Below are 17,389 nucleotides of genomic sequence, written 5' to 3' on the forward strand. Positions count from 1 at the left end.
AAGAAGAAGAAGTTGTGTCCGTTGAACCGCGGAGGATCAGAACGGGGTCTCGTCGTCGTACGTGCCGCCGGGCGTGCTCCACACGTCGTTCGACTGTGCGTTGCCGCCCTGCTGCTGGCCACCCTGCGGGGACCAGGGCGCGTCCGACTGACCGCCACCGTTGCCGCCGGCGAAGTTGCCGCCGCCGTTGCCGCCGGCGCCGCCGTTGCCAGCGCCACCACCGACCTGGCCACGACCGCCACCGGCACCACCCGCAGCGCGGGTGATCTGTGCGGTCGCGTAGCGGAGCGAGGGGCCGATCTCGTCGACCTCGAGCTCGATGCTCGTGCGCTGCTGGCCCTCACGGTCCTGGTAGGAGCGCTGACGGAGGCGACCCTGCGCGATGACGCGCGAGCCCTTCGTCAGTGAGCCCGCCACGTGCTCGGCGAACTCGCGCCACACACTCGCGCGGAGGAACAGCGCGTCGCCGTCCTTCCACTCGTTCGCCTGACGGTCGAACGTGCGAGGGGTGGACGCGATGGTGAAGTTCGCCACGGCGAGCCCGTTCTGCGTGTAGCGCAGCTCCGGGTCCGCGGTGAGGTTGCCCACCACCGTGATGACGGTTTCGCCGGCCACGGGTTACTCGGCGCTCGCGGTCGCGGGTGCGGGTGCGGTCGCGTTGGCGGCCTTGCGGGCCGCGCGGGCCTCGTCGCGCTGCTTCTGGGCGGCGACCTGCGCGATGCCCTCTTCGGCGCGGAGGACCTTCGTGCGGAGCACGGCCTCGGAGAGGCCGAGCTGACGGTCCAGCTCCTTGGCGGCCTCGGGGGAGGACGTGAAGTCGACGACGGCGTAGATGCCCTCGGACTTCTTCGCGATCTCGTAAGCGAGCCGGCGACGGCCCCAGACGTCCACGTTGTCGACGGTGCCACCGTCGTTGCGGATGACCGCGAGGAACTTGTCCAGGCTGGGAGCGACGGTGCGCTCATCGATCTCGGGGTCGAGGATCGCCATCAGTTCGTACTGGTGCATGCGGAACCCACCTCCTTTGGTCTCGAACGGCTCCGGGCGGTTCCCGGAACAGGAGGGTTGATGCATGTGTCCCGCCACGCAGGTGCGTGCGGACAACCCGGTAAGCCTAGCGGACGGCCTGGAGGCGCGCCACCGGCTGTGCAGAACCGGTCGCGTCCGTCAGCCAGTCGCGTCCGTCAGCCGGTCGGGTCGGTCAGGCCGTCGCGTCGCGGGCGGCCCACCAGTCGCGCAGACGCGCTTCGGCATCGTCGCCGCCGAGGGGACCCTCGTCCATCCGCACCTCGAGCAGGAAGCGGTACGCCTCGCCCACGGCCCGGCCCGGCGGGATGTCGAGGATCCGCATGATGTCGTCGCCGGACAGGTCGGGACGGATCGAGTCGAGCTTCTCCTGCTCCGAGAGCACCTTGATGCGGTCCTCGAGGTCGTCGTAGGCGAAGGCGAGGCGGTCGGCCTTCCGCCGGTTCCGCGTCGTGACGTCGGAGCGGGTGAGTTCGTGCAGGCGCTCGAGCTGGTCGCCGGCGTCGCGGACGTAGCGACGGACGGCGGAGTCGGTCCAGGCGCCCTCGGTGTAGCCGAAGAAGCGGAGGTGCAACTCGATCAGGCGGCTCACCGCGGCGATCGTGTCGTTGTCGAAGCGAAGGGCCCGGAGGCGCTTCTTCGCGAGCTTCGAGCCGACCAGGTCGTGGTGGTGGAAGCTCACCGCCCCACCGGGTTCGAGCTTGCGGGTCGCGGGCTTGCCGATGTCGTGCAGCAGCGCGGCGAGTCGGAGCACGGTGTCCGGGGCGTCCCCGGGGTGGCGCTCGGCCTCGTAGCCGATCGCCTGCGTCAGGACCGTGAGCGAGTGCTCGTACACGTCCTTGTGGTGGTGGTGCTCGTCGATCTCGAGGCGCATCGCCGGCAGCTCCGGCAGGAACCGCTCGGCGAGCCCGCTGTCGACCAGCAGACGGATGCCGTCGACGGGGTCGTCGGTGTCGAGCAGCTTCACGAGCTCGTCGCGCACCCGTTCGGCGGAGACGATGTCGATGGACTCGACGAGCTCCTGCATCGCGGCACGCACGTCGTCGACGACGGTGAACCCGAGCTGCGCGGTGAACCGGGCCGCCCGCATCATGCGCAGCGGATCGTCGCGGAACGACACGATCGCGGCCTGTGGCGTGCGGAGCCGCGCGGCGAGCAGGTCCTCGACACCGCCGTGCACGTCCACCAGTTCGCGGGAGGGCAACCGGAGGGCCATCGCGTTCACCGTGAAGTCGCGGCGGAGGAGGTCGTCCTCGATGGTGTCGCCGAACGCGACCTCGGGCTTCCGGGTCTCGCCGTCGTACACGTCGCTGCGGTAGGTGGTGATCTCCACCTGCTCGCCACCCACCCGGGCGGCGATCGTGCCGAACTGCCGGCCGACGTCCCAGGTGGCACTCGCGATCGGCTCCACGATCCGCAGGATGTCGTCCGGTCGGGCGTCCGTCGTGAAGTCGAGGTCGGTGACCCGGCGACCGAGGAAGGCATCGCGCACGGGTCCGCCGACGAGCGCGAGTTCGTGTCCGGCGTCGGCGAAGGCCCGAGCGAGGAGGGCGACGGGCTCGGTGGCGGCGAGTGCGTCGAGTCGTTCGACGGCCTGGGCAACGGACTGCATGACGGTGCTCATCCTCCCAGATCGCGCCCCCGAGTTCTCCACAACGTCAGCGCGCACGGCAGTGTTCATGGTCGCGCCTCATACACTCGTGGACGGCCCGAACCGACCCCGTGGCCCTTCCTGTATGCAGATCCTCCGCACCACGCTCGCCGCCGCCGCGACGACCCTCGTCGCGCTCGGCCTCGTCGTCGCGCCCGCAGTGACCGACGGCGCGCTCGCCACCACGGCCTCCACCACCGAGTCCCGCGTGGCCCACCCGGTCGCCGCAGCGCAGGGGAAGACGACGGTCTCGATCGCCCCCGCGGACCGCGGGATCGTCCGTCGCGACGAAGACCTCGAGCTCGCGGTCACGGTCACGAACGACACCGACACCGACGTCCCCGCCGGCACGGTGGACCTCGACATCTTCCGCTCGGTGAGCACGCGCGACGTCCTCTCCGACTGGCTCGCCGACACCAGCACGACCGGTTACCTCGGCGCTCCGATGGGTTCTGTGGACGTCCCGGCCGTCGCGGCGCACCGTTCGGTCACGCTCGGCTCGGTCTCGGTCGTGTCCGGCAACGTGGCGCTCGGCGGGTACTCCTCCTTCGGTGCCCGACGCATCGCGGCCGAGTACACGGCCGGTGCCACCACCGCCGTCGCGCGGTCGGCGATCACCTGGTACCCGGACTTCGAACAGACCCCGGTGAGCGTCTCCGTCGCGATGCCGATCACGATGCCGAAGACCGGCGACGGCATCCTCGGCGCCGGTGCCCTCGGTGCCGCGACGGCCGTGGACGGCACCCTGACGCAGCAGCTCGACGCCGCCGAGGACCACAACGTCGCCGTCGCGATCGACCCGCGGATCATCGCCTCGATCCGGATCCTCGGAGCGGACGCCCCGTCGTCCGCGGTCACCTGGTTGAACCGCCTCGAGTCGCTCCGGAACGAGACCTTCGCGCTGCCGTACGCCGACGGCGACGTCACCGGACTGCGTCAGGCCGGGGCGAACGGCATCCTGTCGCCGATCTCCCTCGACCAGGCCGTCGACCCGGACCACTTCCCCGGGGCCTCGACGCCGACGCCGACCCCGACGTCCGACCAGTCCACGCCGACCGCCGATCCGACCGCCACCGACGCGACCGACGCCCCGTCGGCCGGTGCGACCGCCGATGCGGTGGACGAGCAGGGCACGGGCGACCAGGGGTCGGGCGACCAGTCGGACCAGACCCCGTCCGTGATGCCGACGACGCAGTCGCTCCTGGACTTCCCGTACTCGATGGACGGGGTCGCCTGGCCCGCTGACGGCACCGTGACGGCGGCGGACCTGCCGGTGCTCGCGAAGGCCGGCACGAAGACCACGATCCTCTCGAGCGGCAACACCTCGGCCGGGGCCGACACGACGATCCCCGCCTCCGAGCAGATCAGTGGCCAGCACGTCCTCGTGTCCGACCAGACGACCTCCGCCCTCCTCCGTGCTGCTGCGTCCGCCACGAACCAGCACGACTGGGCCACGGCGATCTCCGAGCTCACCGCCACACTGGCCACCTCGGCCCGCGCCGACTCGACGGAGGGTCCGATCCTCCTCACCCTCGACCGGTCGTGGCCGACGAACTCCGAGCGGCTCAGCCAGGCGCTCGACGCGATCGAGAGCACGGCGTGGGTCGCCCCCGCAGACCTCTCCGCGGCATCGGCGGCGACGCCCGGTTCCCTGACCCTGACCGCTGGCACGAACGGCGACACCCGCACCGACCAGCTCGAGCGGCTCGTCCAGGGCGAGCAGGACCTCACCGCCTTCGCCTCGGCGCTCGACGATCCGACCGCGCTCACCGCACCGGCCCGTCTCAACCTGCTCGCGCTGGCGTCAAACGCCTGGCGCGCGGACCCCGACGAGTTCGCCACCGCGGTGGACTCCCGGGTGGCCAGCTGGGCGAACGTCGTCTCGCAGGTCGGCATCGTCGACTCGAGCAGCCTCACGCTGCTCGGTGACCGGTCCTCGCTCCCCATCTCCATCCGGAACAGCTCGAAGTACCCGGTCACGGTCCGGTTGTCCGTGCAGCCCTCGAACTCGGCGCTCCGCATCGTGCGGAACGACATCGAGGTGAAGATCCAGCCCGAGTCCTCCACCCGCACGACCGTCCCGGTGCAGTCCGTGGCCAACGGCAAGGTCAACCTGACCATGTCGCTGTCGAGTCCCACCGGGATCAAGATCGCGAGTCCCGCGACCGTCGAGCTCAACGTGCAGGCGCAGTGGGAGACGGTCATCACCGCCGCGGCCGCCGTCGCACTCGTCGGCATCTTCGGTTTCGGCATCTTCCGCAGCATCCGCAAGCGGATCCGTCGCCGGAACGGCGAGCTCGACGACGAGGACGAGGACGACGACCCGAACCGGCCCCTCGAGGTCCAGCCGGAGGTGGGCGGTGCCCGCCTGGCGGGCGCGATGGCTCCTGACGGACGCGCCCCGTTCCTCCAGGCCGACACGGCACCCCGTGACGAACCGACGGGATCCCGCGACGAACCGGCAGTGACCACCGAGGAGCCCACCATCAGTGCCACCCAGCCCCAGCCGTCCGTCGACGCGGAGCCGGCCGCCGAGCGCAGCCTCGGGCGCGCGAGCGCGATGCTCGCGGCGGGGACGATGGTGTCCCGGATCCTGGGCTTCGCGAAGACCTTCGTACTCGCCTTCGCCATCGGCAACACGGGCTCCGACGCCGCCAACGCCTTCGCGATCTCGAACCAGCTGCCGAACAACATCTACGCGCTCATCGCCGGCGGGCTGCTGTCCGCCGTGCTCATCCCGCAGATCGTCCGCTCGATGAAGCAGCACACCGACGGCGGCACCGCCTACGTCAACAAGATCGTCACGCTCGGCGGCTCGGCGTTCCTCGTCATCACCGTCGTCGCGACCCTGCTCGCACCCGTCCTCGTCCGCCTCTACAGCCAGAGCGCCGGCGACGGCGGCAAGGGGTTCAGTGCGGCGACGACGGACCTCGCGGTGGCGTTCGCGTTCTGGTGCCTGCCGCAGATCCTCTTCTACGCGATGTACTCGCTGCTCGGCGAGGTCCTCAACGCCAAGCAGGTGTTCGGGCCGTTCACCTGGGCGCCGCTCATCAACAACGTCATCGCGATCGCCGGACTCATCGTCTTCATCGCACTCTTCGGCGGGCGCGCGGAGAACGCGTCGACCGACGACTGGACGCCCTTGAAGATCGCCGTCCTCGCCGGCAGCGCCTCGATCGGCGTGTTCGCCCAGGCCGCGTTCCTCCCGATGTTCTGGCGCCGGGCCGGGCTGCGCTTCCGCCCGGACTTCCGCTGGCGCGGCGTGGGACTCAAGGCCACCGGCACCGCCGCGGGCTGGCTGTTCGCGATGATCCTCGTCACGCAGCTCGCCGGCGTCGTGCAGGCCCGCGTGGCCTCGCTCGCCACCGGTGCCGGAAACGCGACGCTGAGCACCACCTGGCTGCTGTTCATGCTGCCGCACTCGATCATCACGGTGTCCATCGCGACCGCGTACTTCACGCGGATGAGCCACGACGCCGAGCGAGGCGACCTCGCTGCCGTTCGTCGGAACCTGTCGCTGTCGCTCCGCATCGTCGGCCTGTTCACGGTGTTCGCCTCGGTGGCGCTCATCGTGACGGCCATGCCGTTCGCCCGCATCTGGGAGAACGAGTTCGGCAACACCCAGGCGATGGCGCTCGTGCTCGTCGCCTACATGCCGGGGCTCGTGCTGTTCAGCATGCTCTTCATCATCCAGCGGGTCTTCTGGGCGATGCACGACCACCGCACACCGTTCCTCATGCAGCTCGTGCAGTCCGGCCTGTTCGTCATCGGCGCCCTGTCCGTGGCGATGCTGCCCGGGTCCTTCATCGGCGTCGGCATCGCGATCTGCACGACCATCGCCGGTTCGGCCCAGACCATCGTCGCCCTCGTGCTCGTCCGGAAGCGGCTCGGTGGCATCGAGGGACCGGTCGTCACCCGATCGCACGTGCAGTTCATCATCGCCGCGCTCATCTCCGGCGTCGCCGGTCTCCTCGTCGCGAACTTCTTCGGGGCGTTCTCGTCCGACGGCTTCGCGATGGCGGACGTCACCGGAGCGCTCATCACCCTCGCACTCACCGGCGCCGTCATGGTCGTCGTGTACTTCGGGGCGCTCGTCGTCGCGAAGAACGGCGAGATCTCCAACGCCGTCTCGCTCCTGCGGAACCGGCTCGGCCGCTGACCGTCGCACGGTGCCGCGGAATGTCCCGCCGGTACCATGTGTTGACCCGGTCAGCGATCTCAACGGAAGGGCTCCCAGGCATGCGCCAGCTCATCATCATCGGTTCCGGCCCGGCCGGGTTCACCGCCGGCATCTACGCCGCGCGCGCGGAACTCAAGCCCCTCATCGTCGCCTCGAGCGTCGAGACGGGCGGCGAGCTCACCAAGACGACCGAGGTCGAGAACTTCCCGGGCTTCCCCGAGGGGATCCAGGGCCCGGACCTCATGATCAAGATGCAGGAACAGGCCGAGAAGTTCGGCGCCGAGGTCCTGTACGACGACGCCGTGTCCGTCGAGCTCACCGGTGACGTCAAGAAGGTCACGGTCGGCTCCGGCGAGACGTACGAGGCCCTCGCGGTCATCTACGCCACCGGTTCGGCGTACCGCCACCTCGGGCTGGCCGACGAGGAGCGTCTGTCCGGACACGGCGTGAGCTGGTGTGCGACCTGCGACGGGTTCTTCTTCCGCCAGAAGAACATCGCCGTCGTCGGCGGCGGCGACTCCGCGATGGAAGAGGCCACGTTCCTCACCCGCTTCGCGGACAAGGTGACGGTCATCCACCGCAAGGACAGCCTGCGTGCGTCCAAGATCATGCAGGACCGCGCGATGAACGACCCGAAGATCGAGTTCGCGTGGAACAAGGAGGTCACCGGCATCACGGGTGACTCCGCGGTGACCGGCGTGACGATGCGTGACACCGTCGACGGCACCGAGTCCGAACTCGCGCTCGACGGCCTGTTCATCGCGATCGGCAACGACCCGCGCACGCACCTCATCCACGGGCAGATCGACATCGCCCCCGAGGGCACCATCGCCGTGCAGGGCCGTTCATCGAAGACCAACCTGCCGGGTGTCTTCGCGGCCGGCGACGTCATCGACCCGACCTACCGCCAGGCGATCACGGCCGCCGGTTCGGGCACCGTCGCGGCGCTCGACGCCGAGAAGTACCTCGCCGACCTCGACGACGTGCTGACCGACCAGGCCGAGGGCGAGACCCCCGTGGAGCCCGTCACGATCGACGTGACCTCCCGCGTCTGACGCCCTCGGAATACCACGACGGCACAGCCGTTGTACCCACTGAACGACTTCTCGAAGGAGCACACATGTCCAACGCCAAGGCAGTCACCGACGCCACCTTCTCGGACGAGGTCCTGAAGTCCGACAAGACGATCCTCGTCGACTTCTGGGCCGAGTGGTGCGGCCCGTGTCGCGCCGTCTCCCCGATCCTCGACCAGATCGCGTCGGAGCACTCCGACAAGATCGAGATCGTCAAGCTGAACGTGGACGACAACCCGCAGTCGGCGATGAACTACCAGATCACGTCGATCCCGGCGATGAAGGTCTTCCGCGGTGGCGAGGTCGTCAAGACCGTCATCGGCGCCAAGCCGAAGCCCGCGCTCGAGGCGGACCTCGCCGAGTTCCTCGCGTAGGTCTCCCACACGCGAATGCCCCGCTCTCTCCGGAGGGCGGGGCATTCCCCGTTCCGGTCCACCGGATCCCGATCGGCCCCGTCCCCGAGCCCGGGTTTCCGGGGTCGATGTCGTAGTGTGGCGGGAATGTCCCACTGAAACGGAGCACTGATGACGAACGGCAACAGCCTCGACCCCTGGTACGACTCCTACGCCCAGCGCACCGCCGGGCTGAGCGCCTCCGAGGTCCGAGCCCTGTTCGCCGTCGCCTCGCGCCCCGAGGTGGTCTCCCTCGCCGGCGGCATGCCGTACGTCTCCGCGCTCCCGCGTGAGCTCGTCACGGGCTCCCTGGACCGCGTGATGGCCCAGGACGCCGCCATGGCCCTGCAGTACGGCGGTGGGCAGGGCCTGCGCTCCCTGCGCGAGCACATCGTCGACATCATGAGCCTCGAGGGCATCCGTGCCAGCGCCGAGGACGTCGTCGTCACGACCGGCTCGCAGCACGCACTCGACCTCGTCACGCGCCTGTTCATCGACCCGGGTGACGTCGTCCTCGCCGAGTCACCGTCCTACGTCGGCGCGATCGGCGTGTTCCGCTCGTACCAGGCGGAGACGGTCCACGTGACGACCGACGAGAACGGTCTCGTGCCCGAGGCCCTCCGTGAGGCGATCGCCAACCTGCGGACGCAGGGCAAGCGGATCAAGTTCCTCTACACGATCCCGAACTTCCACAACCCGGCCGGCGTCACGCTGAGCCGTGAGCGCCGCATCGAGATCCTCGACATCTGCCGCTCGAACAACATCCTCGTGCTCGAGGACAACCCGTACGGCCTGCTCTGGTTCGACGAGCCCGCCCCGCAGGCGATCCGCTCCATCGACGAAGAGGGCGTGGTCTACCTCGGGTCCTTCTCGAAGACCCTCGCTCCCGGGTTCCGGGTCGGCTGGGCGCTCGCGCCGCACGCCATCCGCGAGAAGCTCGTCCTGGCCAACGAGTCCGCCGTCCTCGCTCCGAACTCCTTCGGCCAGTACGTGGTGAACGCCTACCTCGACGCGGCCGACTGGAAGGGCCAGGTCGACACGTTCCGGGGGATCTACGCCGAGCGTCGCGACGCCATGCACTCCGCTCTGGGGGAGTTCCTGCCCGACCTCTCGTGGACGAAGCCGAACGGCGGGTTCTTCGTCTGGTTGACCCTGCCGGAATCGCTCGACTCCAAGGCGATGCTGCCCCGCGCGGTGAAGGAGCTCGTCGCCTACACGCCCGGCACGGCCTTCTACGCCGACGGACGCGGTGGTGGTCACATCAGACTGTCGTTCTGCTACCCGACGCCGGACCAGATCCGCGTCGGCGTGAAGCGCCTGGCGAACGTCGTGAACGACGAGCTCGAACTGATCGAGACGTTCGGCTCCGCGACGCGTCCGACCGCGGTCGTCCGTCCCACGTCCTCGGTCAGCGCTCCGCCGCCGAACATCTCCTGATCAGCGCTTTTCTCACTACTTCGGCTCGTCCGGGCTGGTCCTGGTCAGCCGCGGCTGATCCGCACAGCTCCTCGATCCACCGCAGTACCGGAGGTCTCCCCGCATGGCCGAACTCACACGCCGTCACGTCGTCGTCGTCGCGGGGGGCATCTCCCACGAGCGCGACGTCTCCCTTCGCTCCGGTCGTCGGGTCGCCGACTCGCTGACCGGGTACGGCTGGCAGGTCGACCTGCGCGACGCTGACGCGTCCCTCCTGCCGACCTTGCGGGAGACCCGCCCGGACGTCGTGTGGCCGGCTCTGCACGGCGCCTCGGGTGAGGACGGGGCCCTGCGGGGCATCCTGGAGGCGCTGGACATCCCGTTCGTCGGCTCACGTTCCACGTCGGCCCGGTTGGCATGGGACAAGCCCACCGCTTCCGCGCTGGTCGCGCGGAGCGGAGTGCGCACCCCTCGGTCCGTGACACTGTCGCACGACGTCTTCCGAGAACTCGGCGCAGTCGGAGTGCTCGAGAGCATCGCCGCCGAGCACCCGGTCCCACTCGCCGTGAAGCCGGCTCGAGGGGGGAGCGCACAGGGCGTCACCCTCGTGAACGACGTGAACGACCTTCCCCGCGCAATGGTCACCGCCTACACGTACTGCGACGACGTCGTGGTCGAGCAGCTCATCCGAGGCACCGAGGTCGCCGTCGGGATCATCGACACGGGTGACGGACCCGTTGCGTTGTCGGCGGTGGAGATCGTGCCACGGAACGGCATCTACGGGTTCGAGGCTCGGTACAACGCCGGCGAGACCACGTTCTACACGCCCGCGCGACTCTCGGACGAGTTCGCCGGTGCCGCTTCCGATGCTGCTGTCGCAGCGCATGCCGCCCTTGGGTTGCGCCACATCTCGCGCGTCGACCTCATCGTCGACGCAGCGGGCACGCCGTGGTTCCTCGAGGCGAACGTGCTGCCGGGTCTCACCGAGACCTCTCTCGTGCCGCAAGCGCTCACGGCGTCCGGCTTCGACCTCGGCTGGACCTATGCCGAGCTGGCCGAACAGGCCATCCGCGACCACCGGGCCTGAGCCGTGCCGGTCGGTGTTCCACGTGGAACACTGGGGATCTCGGCCATCGGACCCAGATCCGTGGTCAGTACCGCCGTGGTCGGCACCGCCCGGGTCAGCACCGCCGTGCTTGCCGCCGCTCTTGTCGGTGCGGCCGTTGTCGGTGCACTCACCTGGGGTGAAGTTGTCCACGCGTCGGCCGCTCGGCGTGCACGGACGCTTCCTCAGGTAGAGCGCGGTGACGACGTCGTCATCGTCGTCCTCGGATTTCGAGATGGCGGGCGCCGCGCCAACATCGTCAACCGCTGGCGCGCTCGCATCGCCGTTCGCACAGCACGGCGTGTCGCTCCTTCCGCACGGGCGGTGACGATCGTCTGCAGTGGGGGAGCGGTGCGTGGTCGAACACCCGAGGCCACCCTCCTGCGGCAGTACATCCTGGGATCCCCTGGTTGGACCGGCTCCGTGCTGGTCGAGCAGACCAGTACCTCCACGTGGGAGAACGTCCGCAACGTGCAACCAGTGATCGAGCAGGCTGACCGCATCATCTTCGCGTCGAACGGCCTGCATGCCGAGAAGGCCCGCGAGTACCTGCGGCGACAGCGCCCGGACCTCAGTAGCCGGTTGGCTCGTGCGGTCGATTACGTACCGGGAGAGATGACGGTCCTCAAACCGCTCTTCGCCGCGGTCGGACTTCGAAAACTCCGGACCCTGCGCTCCGGGCCTCCGTCGCCGCCCACCTGAGCCCATGTTCCACGTGGAACAACGCTCTCGAGCACGGGTTCCGGTTCCACGTGGAACATCGGTGACAACGGACACTGTTCAGTGGGCCTCAGACGGCCCTCTCCGTCGACGTGGTGACCGGGCCTACCCGAGTACCCGTGGGCCACGAGATCGGCGCCTGGAGGGCGCTCCGGCCGCTTCCCGCGCTTAGTTCGCGACGTCCTGCAGGCCGAGCTCGGCGAGGATACGGATCAGATCGTCGCCATTGGCGAAGTCGATCGTCACGGAACTCTTCCGTGCCCCGACCGCGATCTTCACGCGGGTGTTCAACCGGTCACCGAGCCGCTCTGCCACGTCGTTGAAGTGCGCCTGGCGCTTCGACGGCTCCGCCTTGGGCTTCACCGGCATCTTCGCCGACAGCTGCTGGGCGATCGCCTCAGCCGCACGGACCGACAGGTCCTCGTTCACGATCTTCTCGGCGAGGTACTCCATCGCCTCAGCATCCGGGGCGGCAAGGATCGCGCGTGCGTGGCCGGCCGACAGCACGCCGGCAGCGACACGGCGCTGGACGGGGGAGGGGAGGCGCAACAGCCGGATCGTGTTGGTGATCTGGGGCCGCGAGCGACCGATGCGCTGTGCGAGCTGCTCCTGGGTGATGCCGAAGTCGGCGAGGAGTTGCTGGTACGCCGAAGCCTCTTCGAGGGGGTTGAGCTGGGCGCGGTGCAGGTTCTCGAGCAGTGCGTCCCGCAACATCGCATCGTCAGGGGTGTCCTTGACGATCGCCGGGATGGTCGCGAGACCGAGCTCCTTGGTCGCTCGCAGACGGCGCTCACCCATGATGAGCTCGTACTGCGGCTCGGTGCCGGACGCCCCGGGAATCGGGCGCACCACGATGGGCTGCAGAAGGCCGATCTCACGGATGGAGTGGACGAGCTCCTGCAGCTCCTCCTCGCGGAACTCCTTGCGCGGCTGCTGGCCGTTCGGGATCACGTCGAGAGGGTTGAGGTTGGCCAGCCGGGCACCGGGCACGGCGACGAGGTCATCCGCCGTCGGAGCGGACGACGGCGTCCCCCCGGTGGGGAAGAAGACGTCCACCGGGCGTTCCTGCTGCTCCGTCGCGGTCGGGATGAGCGCGCCGATCCCTCGGCCGAGTCCGGTTCGCTTCGGTGCCATCAGTCCTGTGCTCCTCGTGCTGCGATCTCGGCCGCCGCCTCCAGGTAGGAGAGCGAGCCGGTGGAGTTGACGTCGTACGCGACCACGCTCTGGCCGTAGCTTGGTGCTTCGCTCACACGGACGGACCGTGGGATGACCGCGTTGAGGACCTGACCGCCGAAGTGCTCGCGCACGTCAGCGGCGACCTGGTTGGAGAGGTTGGTCCGGCTGTCGTACATGGTGAGCAGGATCGTCGACACCCGGAGGTTCGGGTTGAGGTGCCGCTCGATGAGCTCGATGTTCCGCAGGAGCTGGCTGAGACCCTCGAGCGCGTAGTACTCGCACTGGATCGGGATCAGGACTTCCTGCGCCGCGACGAACGCGTTGATCGTCAGCAGGCCGAGCGACGGCGGGCAGTCGATGAAGACGTAGTGGTACGGCTCGTCCAGTGACGCCAGGTATTCGTCGAGTGCCGTGCGGAGCCGCTGCTCACGCGCGACGAGGGAGACCAGCTCGATCTCCGCACCCGCGAGGTGGATCGTCGCCGGAACACACCAGAGGGTGTCCGACTCAGGGGATCGCTGCACCGTGTCGGCGATGGGCGCCTCGTCGACGATCACGTCGTAGATGCTCGCCACCTCGGCCTGGTGGTTCACACCGAGCGCCGTCGACGCATTTCCCTGCGGGTCGAGGTCGATGACCAGGACCCGCGCTCCGCCGTGCGCGAGCGCCGCAGCGAGGTTGACCGTACTGGTCGTCTTGCCGACGCCGCCCTTCTGGTTGGACACGGTGAACACTCGCGTCTTCGCCGGCAAGGGGAACTGCTGTGTCGCGATCGCACGCCGACGACGGTTCAGATCAGCGATCTCACGAGCGAGCGGTGTCGACGCGTCGTAATCGGTCGATGAACTCAACGATTACCTCTTCCCCGGTTCGGTGTTTCACGTGGAACGCGGAGCCACTGGCGGCCGGTCGAACCGGCCCGAGCCGCAGCGTCAGTCAACTGTAGCCCGGAAGACGCGCGTGGTCTCCTCGACCACACCGACTCCGAGCTCGAGCACCTCGACATCAGTCAGGCGCTTGCGGAGGATCACCTTCCGAGCCTTCTCGATCTCGTCCTCGACCCGAGCACCCTTCATCAGGATGAGCTGGCCACCAGAACGGACGAGCGGCACGGTGAGCGGGATGAGCTTCGACAGCGCACTCACTGCGCGCGCCGTCACCTGGTCCACGACGATGCTGTCTGCGACGTCCTCAGCACGGGCCCGGACGACGTCGACGTTGTCGAGACCCAATCGGTCAGCCTCTGACGTGAGCCAGTCCACCCGACGCTCCATCGGCTCGATCAGGGTGAGGTGCACGTCTGGCCGGGCGATCGCGAGCACCAGGCCGGGAAGGCCGGCACCGGAACCGATGTCCGCGACGCGGCCACGTGCCTCCAGGAGGGGAGCAAGCAGCACGGAATTGAGGATGTGTCGGGTCCAGAGCCGCGGCAGTTCGAGCGGGCCGATCAGGCCCAGCTCCTCGCCGCGACGCGCGAGCTCGTTCGTGAAGGACCGAGCGACGTCGATGCGGTCCCCGAAGAGCGTGGCCGCAGCGGCCGGTTCCGACTCGAGCACGGGCGGAGCCGTGTCGGTCATCGGGTGACGACCGTGTGGCGGTCCCGACCCTCACCCTCGGACTCCGAGTGGAAGCCCTTCTCGGCGACCAGATCGTGCACCAGCTTGCGCTCGTACGACGACATCGGCGGGAGTGCTGCAGTGGTCGACCCGGCCTCGATGCGCTCGACGGCCGTGTCGACCAGTCGCTGGAGCTCCGTCGCGCGGGCATCCCGCGAACCACCGACGTCGAGGATGATTCGGCTGAACTCGCCCGTCTCCGCCTGGACCGCGATGCGGGTGAGCTCCTGCAGCGCCGACACCGTGTCCGGCTTCGAGAGGACGCGCAGGGCATCGCCCTCGTCCGTCACGGAGAGGTAGACGCGACCGCCGCGCTCCTCGATCTCGATGTCGCCGTCGAGGTCGCAGATGTCGAGGAGTTCCTCGATGTAGTCGGCCGCGATGTCCGCTTCGTCGCGCACGTCCTCATCGGAGGCCTCGGACTCGACTGCGTCGGCACCGATCGCGTCGGCACTGACTGCGTCGACTCTGACTGCGTCGGTCTCGATCGGGGTGTCCACGGCGTCCGCGATGTCTTGCTCGGTCACTTACTTCTTCCCGTTCTTCTTGGAGCGGTTCTTGCCCACCGGCTGCTGACGCTGCGTGGTGACGCGGACGGCTTCGATCTCGGCCGCACCTGCTCCGGCACCCGCCTCGGCGAGGACCGGCGTAGCGGCGCCGCTGCGCTGGGCCTTCTTGGCGAGACGGGCTTCACGTGCAAGCGCTGCCTCGGAGCCCGGCGTCGGCATGCTGCGGATGACGAAGTACTGCTGCGCCATCGTCCAGATGTTCGAGGCCAGCCAGTAGAACATGACGCCGAGGGGGAAGGACAGACCCGAGATGACGAAGACCAGCGGGAGGATGTACAGCATCATCTTCTGCTGGCGGTACATCGGGGACGCCTTGGTCTCCGGGGACATGTTCTTCGCGACGAGCTGCAGCTGCGTGATGAACTGCGACGCCGTCATGACGACGATCATGAAGCCGGCGATCGCACGGACTTCCCAGCCGGACGCGTTCGTGAACGTCTCGTGCAGCGGGGCGCCGAACAGCGAAGCGTTGCCGAAGGACGACGCGAGGTCGTTCGTCAGCAGGCCGATGCCGGTCTTGTTGATCTGCGCCTCGTGCAGCACCGAGTACAGCGAGAAGAAGATCGGCATCTGGATGAGCAGCGGCAGGCAGGAGCTGAGCGGGTTCGTCCCGGTCTCCTTGTACAGCGCCATGGTCTCGCGGCTCATGGCCTCACGCGAGAACTGGTCCTTCTTGCCCTTGTACTTGTCCTGGATCTTCTTGAGCTGCGGGGCCACCTCGAGCATGCGGCGCTGCGACTTGATCTGGCGCACGAAGATCGGGATGAGCGCGGCACGGACCACGAACGTCAGGAAGATGATGGAGAGGACCCAGGTGATGCCCGCGCCCGGGTCCATGCCGAGGTTCTCGAAGATCCAGTGGAAGCCGACGAGGATGGCCGAGACCACCCATTTGAGCGGCCAGAGGATCGTACCGATGAGGTCCATTGGGACGGTCACGCCTTTCGAGTGCGCTGGGGGAGCAGGACCGGGAGGGATGTCCCGACCGCGGTCTGCGGCTGCTGCTGGGTCGGCGCGAGCACGAACCCGAACCGGTTGACGTCGTAGGGACGGCGCCGTTCACGGACGTCGTCGATTCCCCCGGCTGCCCAGGGGTTGCATCGTGCGATGCGCCATGCGCCCATCGACGATCCACGGACGACGCCGTACTGCTGGATCGCCTCGAGCGCGTACCGCGAACACGAGGGGTGGTACCGGCAGACGTTCCCGTAGAGCGGGGAGATGACTGCGCGGTACGCACGCAGCACGACGACACACGCGTTGCGCGGGAGCAACGCGATGCCCCAGGCGAGTCGAGTCAACGCCCGCCCGGTCCACATGCTGCGGTTCATGCTGCCTTCTCCACACCACGCGCACAGGAGCGCGAGACGTCTTCGAGCAGGGTAGGCCATCCGGCCTGCGCAGCGGCTGGCAGTGCGCGGACCACCACGTCGTACCCGACGGGGACGTCCACGAGCAGTCCGTGCGCGATCGCCTTCAGGCGACGCCTGATCAGGTTGCGGGTCACGGCGTTGCCCACCGTCTTGGCGACGATGAAGCCGAAACGCGTCGGCCGGGCATCGACCACGCCATCGTCCGTGGGGCGACGGACCACCGATACGACGGCGTGCGCCGTGACGCTCCTGCGACCACGACGCACGACGGACCGGTAGTCGTCACCTCGGACGATGCGGTTGGCGCGGGCCAACACGATCGCTACCAGGTACCGAGACGTGACCGGACGGGACGGCACCCGTTCGAGCACTGCCCGTTCGAGCACTGCTCGTTCAGGCGCTGCTCGTTCAGGCGCTGAGCTCGGTGCGGCCCTTGGCGCGACGCGCGGCGAGGATCGCACGGCCGGCGCGGGTACGCATGCGCAGGCGGAAGCCGTGCTTCTTGGCGCGGCGGCGGTTGTTCGGCTGGAAGGTGCGCTTGCTCATGATGATCTCCACACGGCTGCGCTGGAGGAAACTCAGCGCAATCCGTCACGTATGTGTCGCCGCTCGGTGCCGAACGACGCAGATGGGCGCGACCGGATGGCCGCAGTCAACTGGTTAACGGTACGTGACAGCAGCGGACAGGTCAAACGCGGTGCACGGACCTCGTCGCGGGAGCCGTGCGCACGATCATTATCCACATTGGGGAAAACGTGCGTTCGGTGCGACGCGCCTCGGTCCTTTACAGTGGTGTGATCGATCCGCCCGTTGCCCGGCAGGACGGGGGAATCTCCCCGACGTGCACCAGCTGGTGGACGTGGACAAGACTGTGGACAACCCTGTGGAACGCCAGCGGGCCGACACGCGGTCCGGGCCGTCGAAGAAGCCACCCGGACACGGACGACCCGCCGGACGACACGGAGCGTCGCGCGCGTCGGGGCAACCGGCCCAGCCCACGGCCGGCCCTGCGGCACCACCGGCGGGGCCCCACCGCACGACCACACGACACAGCGCACCACGACACGAAACAGACCAGGAGACGAGCGCGAC

The 17,389-nt window shown here is 68.7% G+C and carries 17 protein-coding genes; 6 read left to right on the forward strand and 11 right to left on the reverse strand.

Going from position 1 to position 17,389, the window contains the following annotated elements; genetic code table 11:
* Window positions 1–36: 36 nt before the first annotated feature.
* The 3 genes from DEJ28_RS17940 to DEJ28_RS17950 form a co-directional block, all read right to left on the reverse strand.
* A complete protein-coding gene (locus tag DEJ28_RS17940) occupies window positions 37–615 on the reverse strand; it encodes a single-stranded DNA-binding protein (RefSeq protein WP_111114535.1) in 579 nt (192 codons plus the stop codon).
* 3 nt (window positions 616–618) lie between these two features.
* On the reverse strand, window positions 619–1,008 hold the full coding sequence (rpsF, locus tag DEJ28_RS17945; RefSeq protein WP_111114536.1) for a 30S ribosomal protein S6: 390 nt from the start codon (window positions 1,006–1,008) through the stop codon (window positions 619–621).
* A 193-nt stretch (window positions 1,009–1,201) separates the two neighbouring features.
* Entirely contained in the window at window positions 1,202–2,638 is a 1,437-nt protein-coding gene (locus DEJ28_RS17950) for a CCA tRNA nucleotidyltransferase (protein ID WP_111114606.1), read from the reverse strand.
* Between the two features lie 124 nt (window positions 2,639–2,762).
* Here DEJ28_RS17950 and DEJ28_RS17955 point away from each other — a divergent pair, with 124 nt between their 5' ends.
* The 6 genes from DEJ28_RS17955 to DEJ28_RS17980 all read left to right on the forward strand — a co-directional run bounded on the left by DEJ28_RS17955 (window position 2,763) and on the right by DEJ28_RS17980 (window position 11,545).
* Window positions 2,763–6,836: a DUF6049 family protein gene (locus tag DEJ28_RS17955; protein WP_220034588.1), complete on the forward strand. Its 4,074-nt coding sequence runs from the start codon at window positions 2,763–2,765 to the stop codon at window positions 6,834–6,836.
* A gap of 80 nt (window positions 6,837–6,916) precedes the next feature.
* A complete protein-coding gene (gene trxB, locus DEJ28_RS17960; RefSeq protein ID WP_111114537.1) occupies window positions 6,917–7,912 on the forward strand; it encodes a thioredoxin-disulfide reductase in 996 nt (331 codons plus the stop codon).
* Window positions 7,913–7,977: 65 nt separating this feature from the next.
* Complete coding sequence (gene trxA, locus DEJ28_RS17965) at window positions 7,978–8,304, forward strand: thioredoxin (RefSeq protein ID WP_111114538.1); 327 nt, start codon at window positions 7,978–7,980, stop codon at window positions 8,302–8,304.
* Between the two features lie 150 nt (window positions 8,305–8,454).
* Entirely contained in the window at window positions 8,455–9,759 is a 1,305-nt protein-coding gene (locus DEJ28_RS17970; protein WP_111114539.1) for an aminotransferase-like domain-containing protein, read from the forward strand.
* 103 nt (window positions 9,760–9,862) lie between these two features.
* On the forward strand, window positions 9,863–10,825 hold the full coding sequence (locus DEJ28_RS17975) for a D-alanine--D-alanine ligase family protein (protein ID WP_111114540.1): 963 nt from the start codon (window positions 9,863–9,865) through the stop codon (window positions 10,823–10,825).
* Between the two features lie 75 nt (window positions 10,826–10,900).
* A complete protein-coding gene (locus tag DEJ28_RS17980) occupies window positions 10,901–11,545 on the forward strand; it encodes a YdcF family protein (RefSeq protein WP_258367927.1) in 645 nt (214 codons plus the stop codon).
* A gap of 186 nt (window positions 11,546–11,731) precedes the next feature.
* On the opposite strand, the gene DEJ28_RS17985 is transcribed toward DEJ28_RS17980, so the two are convergent.
* From DEJ28_RS17985 to rpmH, 8 genes are all read right to left on the reverse strand, one after another.
* Window positions 11,732–12,697 carry a ParB/RepB/Spo0J family partition protein gene (locus DEJ28_RS17985; RefSeq protein ID WP_111114541.1) on the reverse strand — a complete coding sequence of 322 codons (966 nt, stop codon included), beginning with the start codon at window positions 12,695–12,697 and terminating at the stop codon, window positions 11,732–11,734.
* A complete protein-coding gene (locus DEJ28_RS17990; protein WP_111114542.1) occupies window positions 12,697–13,590 on the reverse strand; it encodes a ParA family protein in 894 nt (297 codons plus the stop codon). Before DEJ28_RS17990 ends, DEJ28_RS17985 begins: the two co-directional genes overlap by 1 nt.
* Window positions 13,591–13,671: 81 nt before the next feature.
* Window positions 13,672–14,316: a 16S rRNA (guanine(527)-N(7))-methyltransferase RsmG gene (rsmG, locus tag DEJ28_RS17995; RefSeq protein WP_111114543.1), complete on the reverse strand. Its 645-nt coding sequence runs from the start codon at window positions 14,314–14,316 to the stop codon at window positions 13,672–13,674.
* Complete coding sequence (locus tag DEJ28_RS18000; RefSeq protein WP_111114609.1) at window positions 14,313–14,798, reverse strand: Jag family protein; 486 nt, start codon at window positions 14,796–14,798, stop codon at window positions 14,313–14,315. The genes rsmG and DEJ28_RS18000 overlap by 4 nt, the downstream gene beginning before the upstream one ends.
* 84 nt (window positions 14,799–14,882) lie before the next feature.
* Complete coding sequence (yidC, locus tag DEJ28_RS18005; protein WP_111114544.1) at window positions 14,883–15,851, reverse strand: membrane protein insertase YidC; 969 nt, start codon at window positions 15,849–15,851, stop codon at window positions 14,883–14,885.
* An 8-nt stretch (window positions 15,852–15,859) separates the two neighbouring features.
* Complete coding sequence (gene yidD, locus DEJ28_RS18010) at window positions 15,860–16,255, reverse strand: membrane protein insertion efficiency factor YidD (RefSeq protein WP_349774941.1); 396 nt, start codon at window positions 16,253–16,255, stop codon at window positions 15,860–15,862.
* Entirely contained in the window at window positions 16,252–16,614 is a 363-nt protein-coding gene (gene rnpA / locus DEJ28_RS18015) for a ribonuclease P protein component (RefSeq protein ID WP_111114611.1), read from the reverse strand. Before rnpA ends, yidD begins: the two co-directional genes overlap by 4 nt.
* A 91-nt stretch (window positions 16,615–16,705) precedes the next feature.
* Window positions 16,706–16,843, reverse strand: a complete 138-nt coding sequence (gene rpmH, locus DEJ28_RS18020; protein ID WP_071299798.1) for a 50S ribosomal protein L34 — start codon at window positions 16,841–16,843, stop codon at window positions 16,706–16,708.
* Window positions 16,844–17,389: the final 546 nt, after the last annotated feature.

The organism is Curtobacterium sp. MCPF17_002 (genome assembly GCF_003234115.2).
In the GTDB taxonomy this organism is placed as follows: domain Bacteria; phylum Actinomycetota; class Actinomycetes; order Actinomycetales; family Microbacteriaceae; genus Curtobacterium.

Excerpts from the sequence above, each read along its gene's own strand:
- rpsF (WP_111114536.1), bottom strand. The coding sequence starts at position 1,008 with ATGCACCAGTACGAACTGATGGCGATCCTCGACCCCGAGATCGATGAG.
- DEJ28_RS17950 (WP_111114606.1), bottom strand. The coding sequence starts at position 2,638 with ATGCAGTCCGTTGCCCAGGCCGTCGAACGACTCGACGCACTCGCCGCC.
- DEJ28_RS17955 (WP_220034588.1), top strand. The coding sequence starts at position 2,763 with ATGCAGATCCTCCGCACCACGCTCGCCGCCGCCGCGACGACCCTCGTC.
- trxB (WP_111114537.1), top strand. The coding sequence starts at position 6,917 with ATGCGCCAGCTCATCATCATCGGTTCCGGCCCGGCCGGGTTCACCGCC.
- trxA (WP_111114538.1), top strand. The coding sequence starts at position 7,978 with ATGTCCAACGCCAAGGCAGTCACCGACGCCACCTTCTCGGACGAGGTC.
- DEJ28_RS17970 (WP_111114539.1), top strand. The coding sequence starts at position 8,455 with ATGACGAACGGCAACAGCCTCGACCCCTGGTACGACTCCTACGCCCAG.
- DEJ28_RS17975 (WP_111114540.1), top strand. The coding sequence starts at position 9,863 with ATGGCCGAACTCACACGCCGTCACGTCGTCGTCGTCGCGGGGGGCATC.
- DEJ28_RS17985 (WP_111114541.1), bottom strand. The coding sequence starts at position 12,697 with ATGGCACCGAAGCGAACCGGACTCGGCCGAGGGATCGGCGCGCTCATC.
- rsmG (WP_111114543.1), bottom strand. The coding sequence starts at position 14,316 with ATGACCGACACGGCTCCGCCCGTGCTCGAGTCGGAACCGGCCGCTGCG.
- yidC (WP_111114544.1), bottom strand. The coding sequence starts at position 15,851 with ATGGACCTCATCGGTACGATCCTCTGGCCGCTCAAATGGGTGGTCTCG.
- yidD (WP_349774941.1), bottom strand. The coding sequence starts at position 16,255 with ATGAACCGCAGCATGTGGACCGGGCGGGCGTTGACTCGACTCGCCTGG.
- rpmH (WP_071299798.1), bottom strand. The coding sequence starts at position 16,843 with ATGAGCAAGCGCACCTTCCAGCCGAACAACCGCCGCCGCGCCAAGAAG.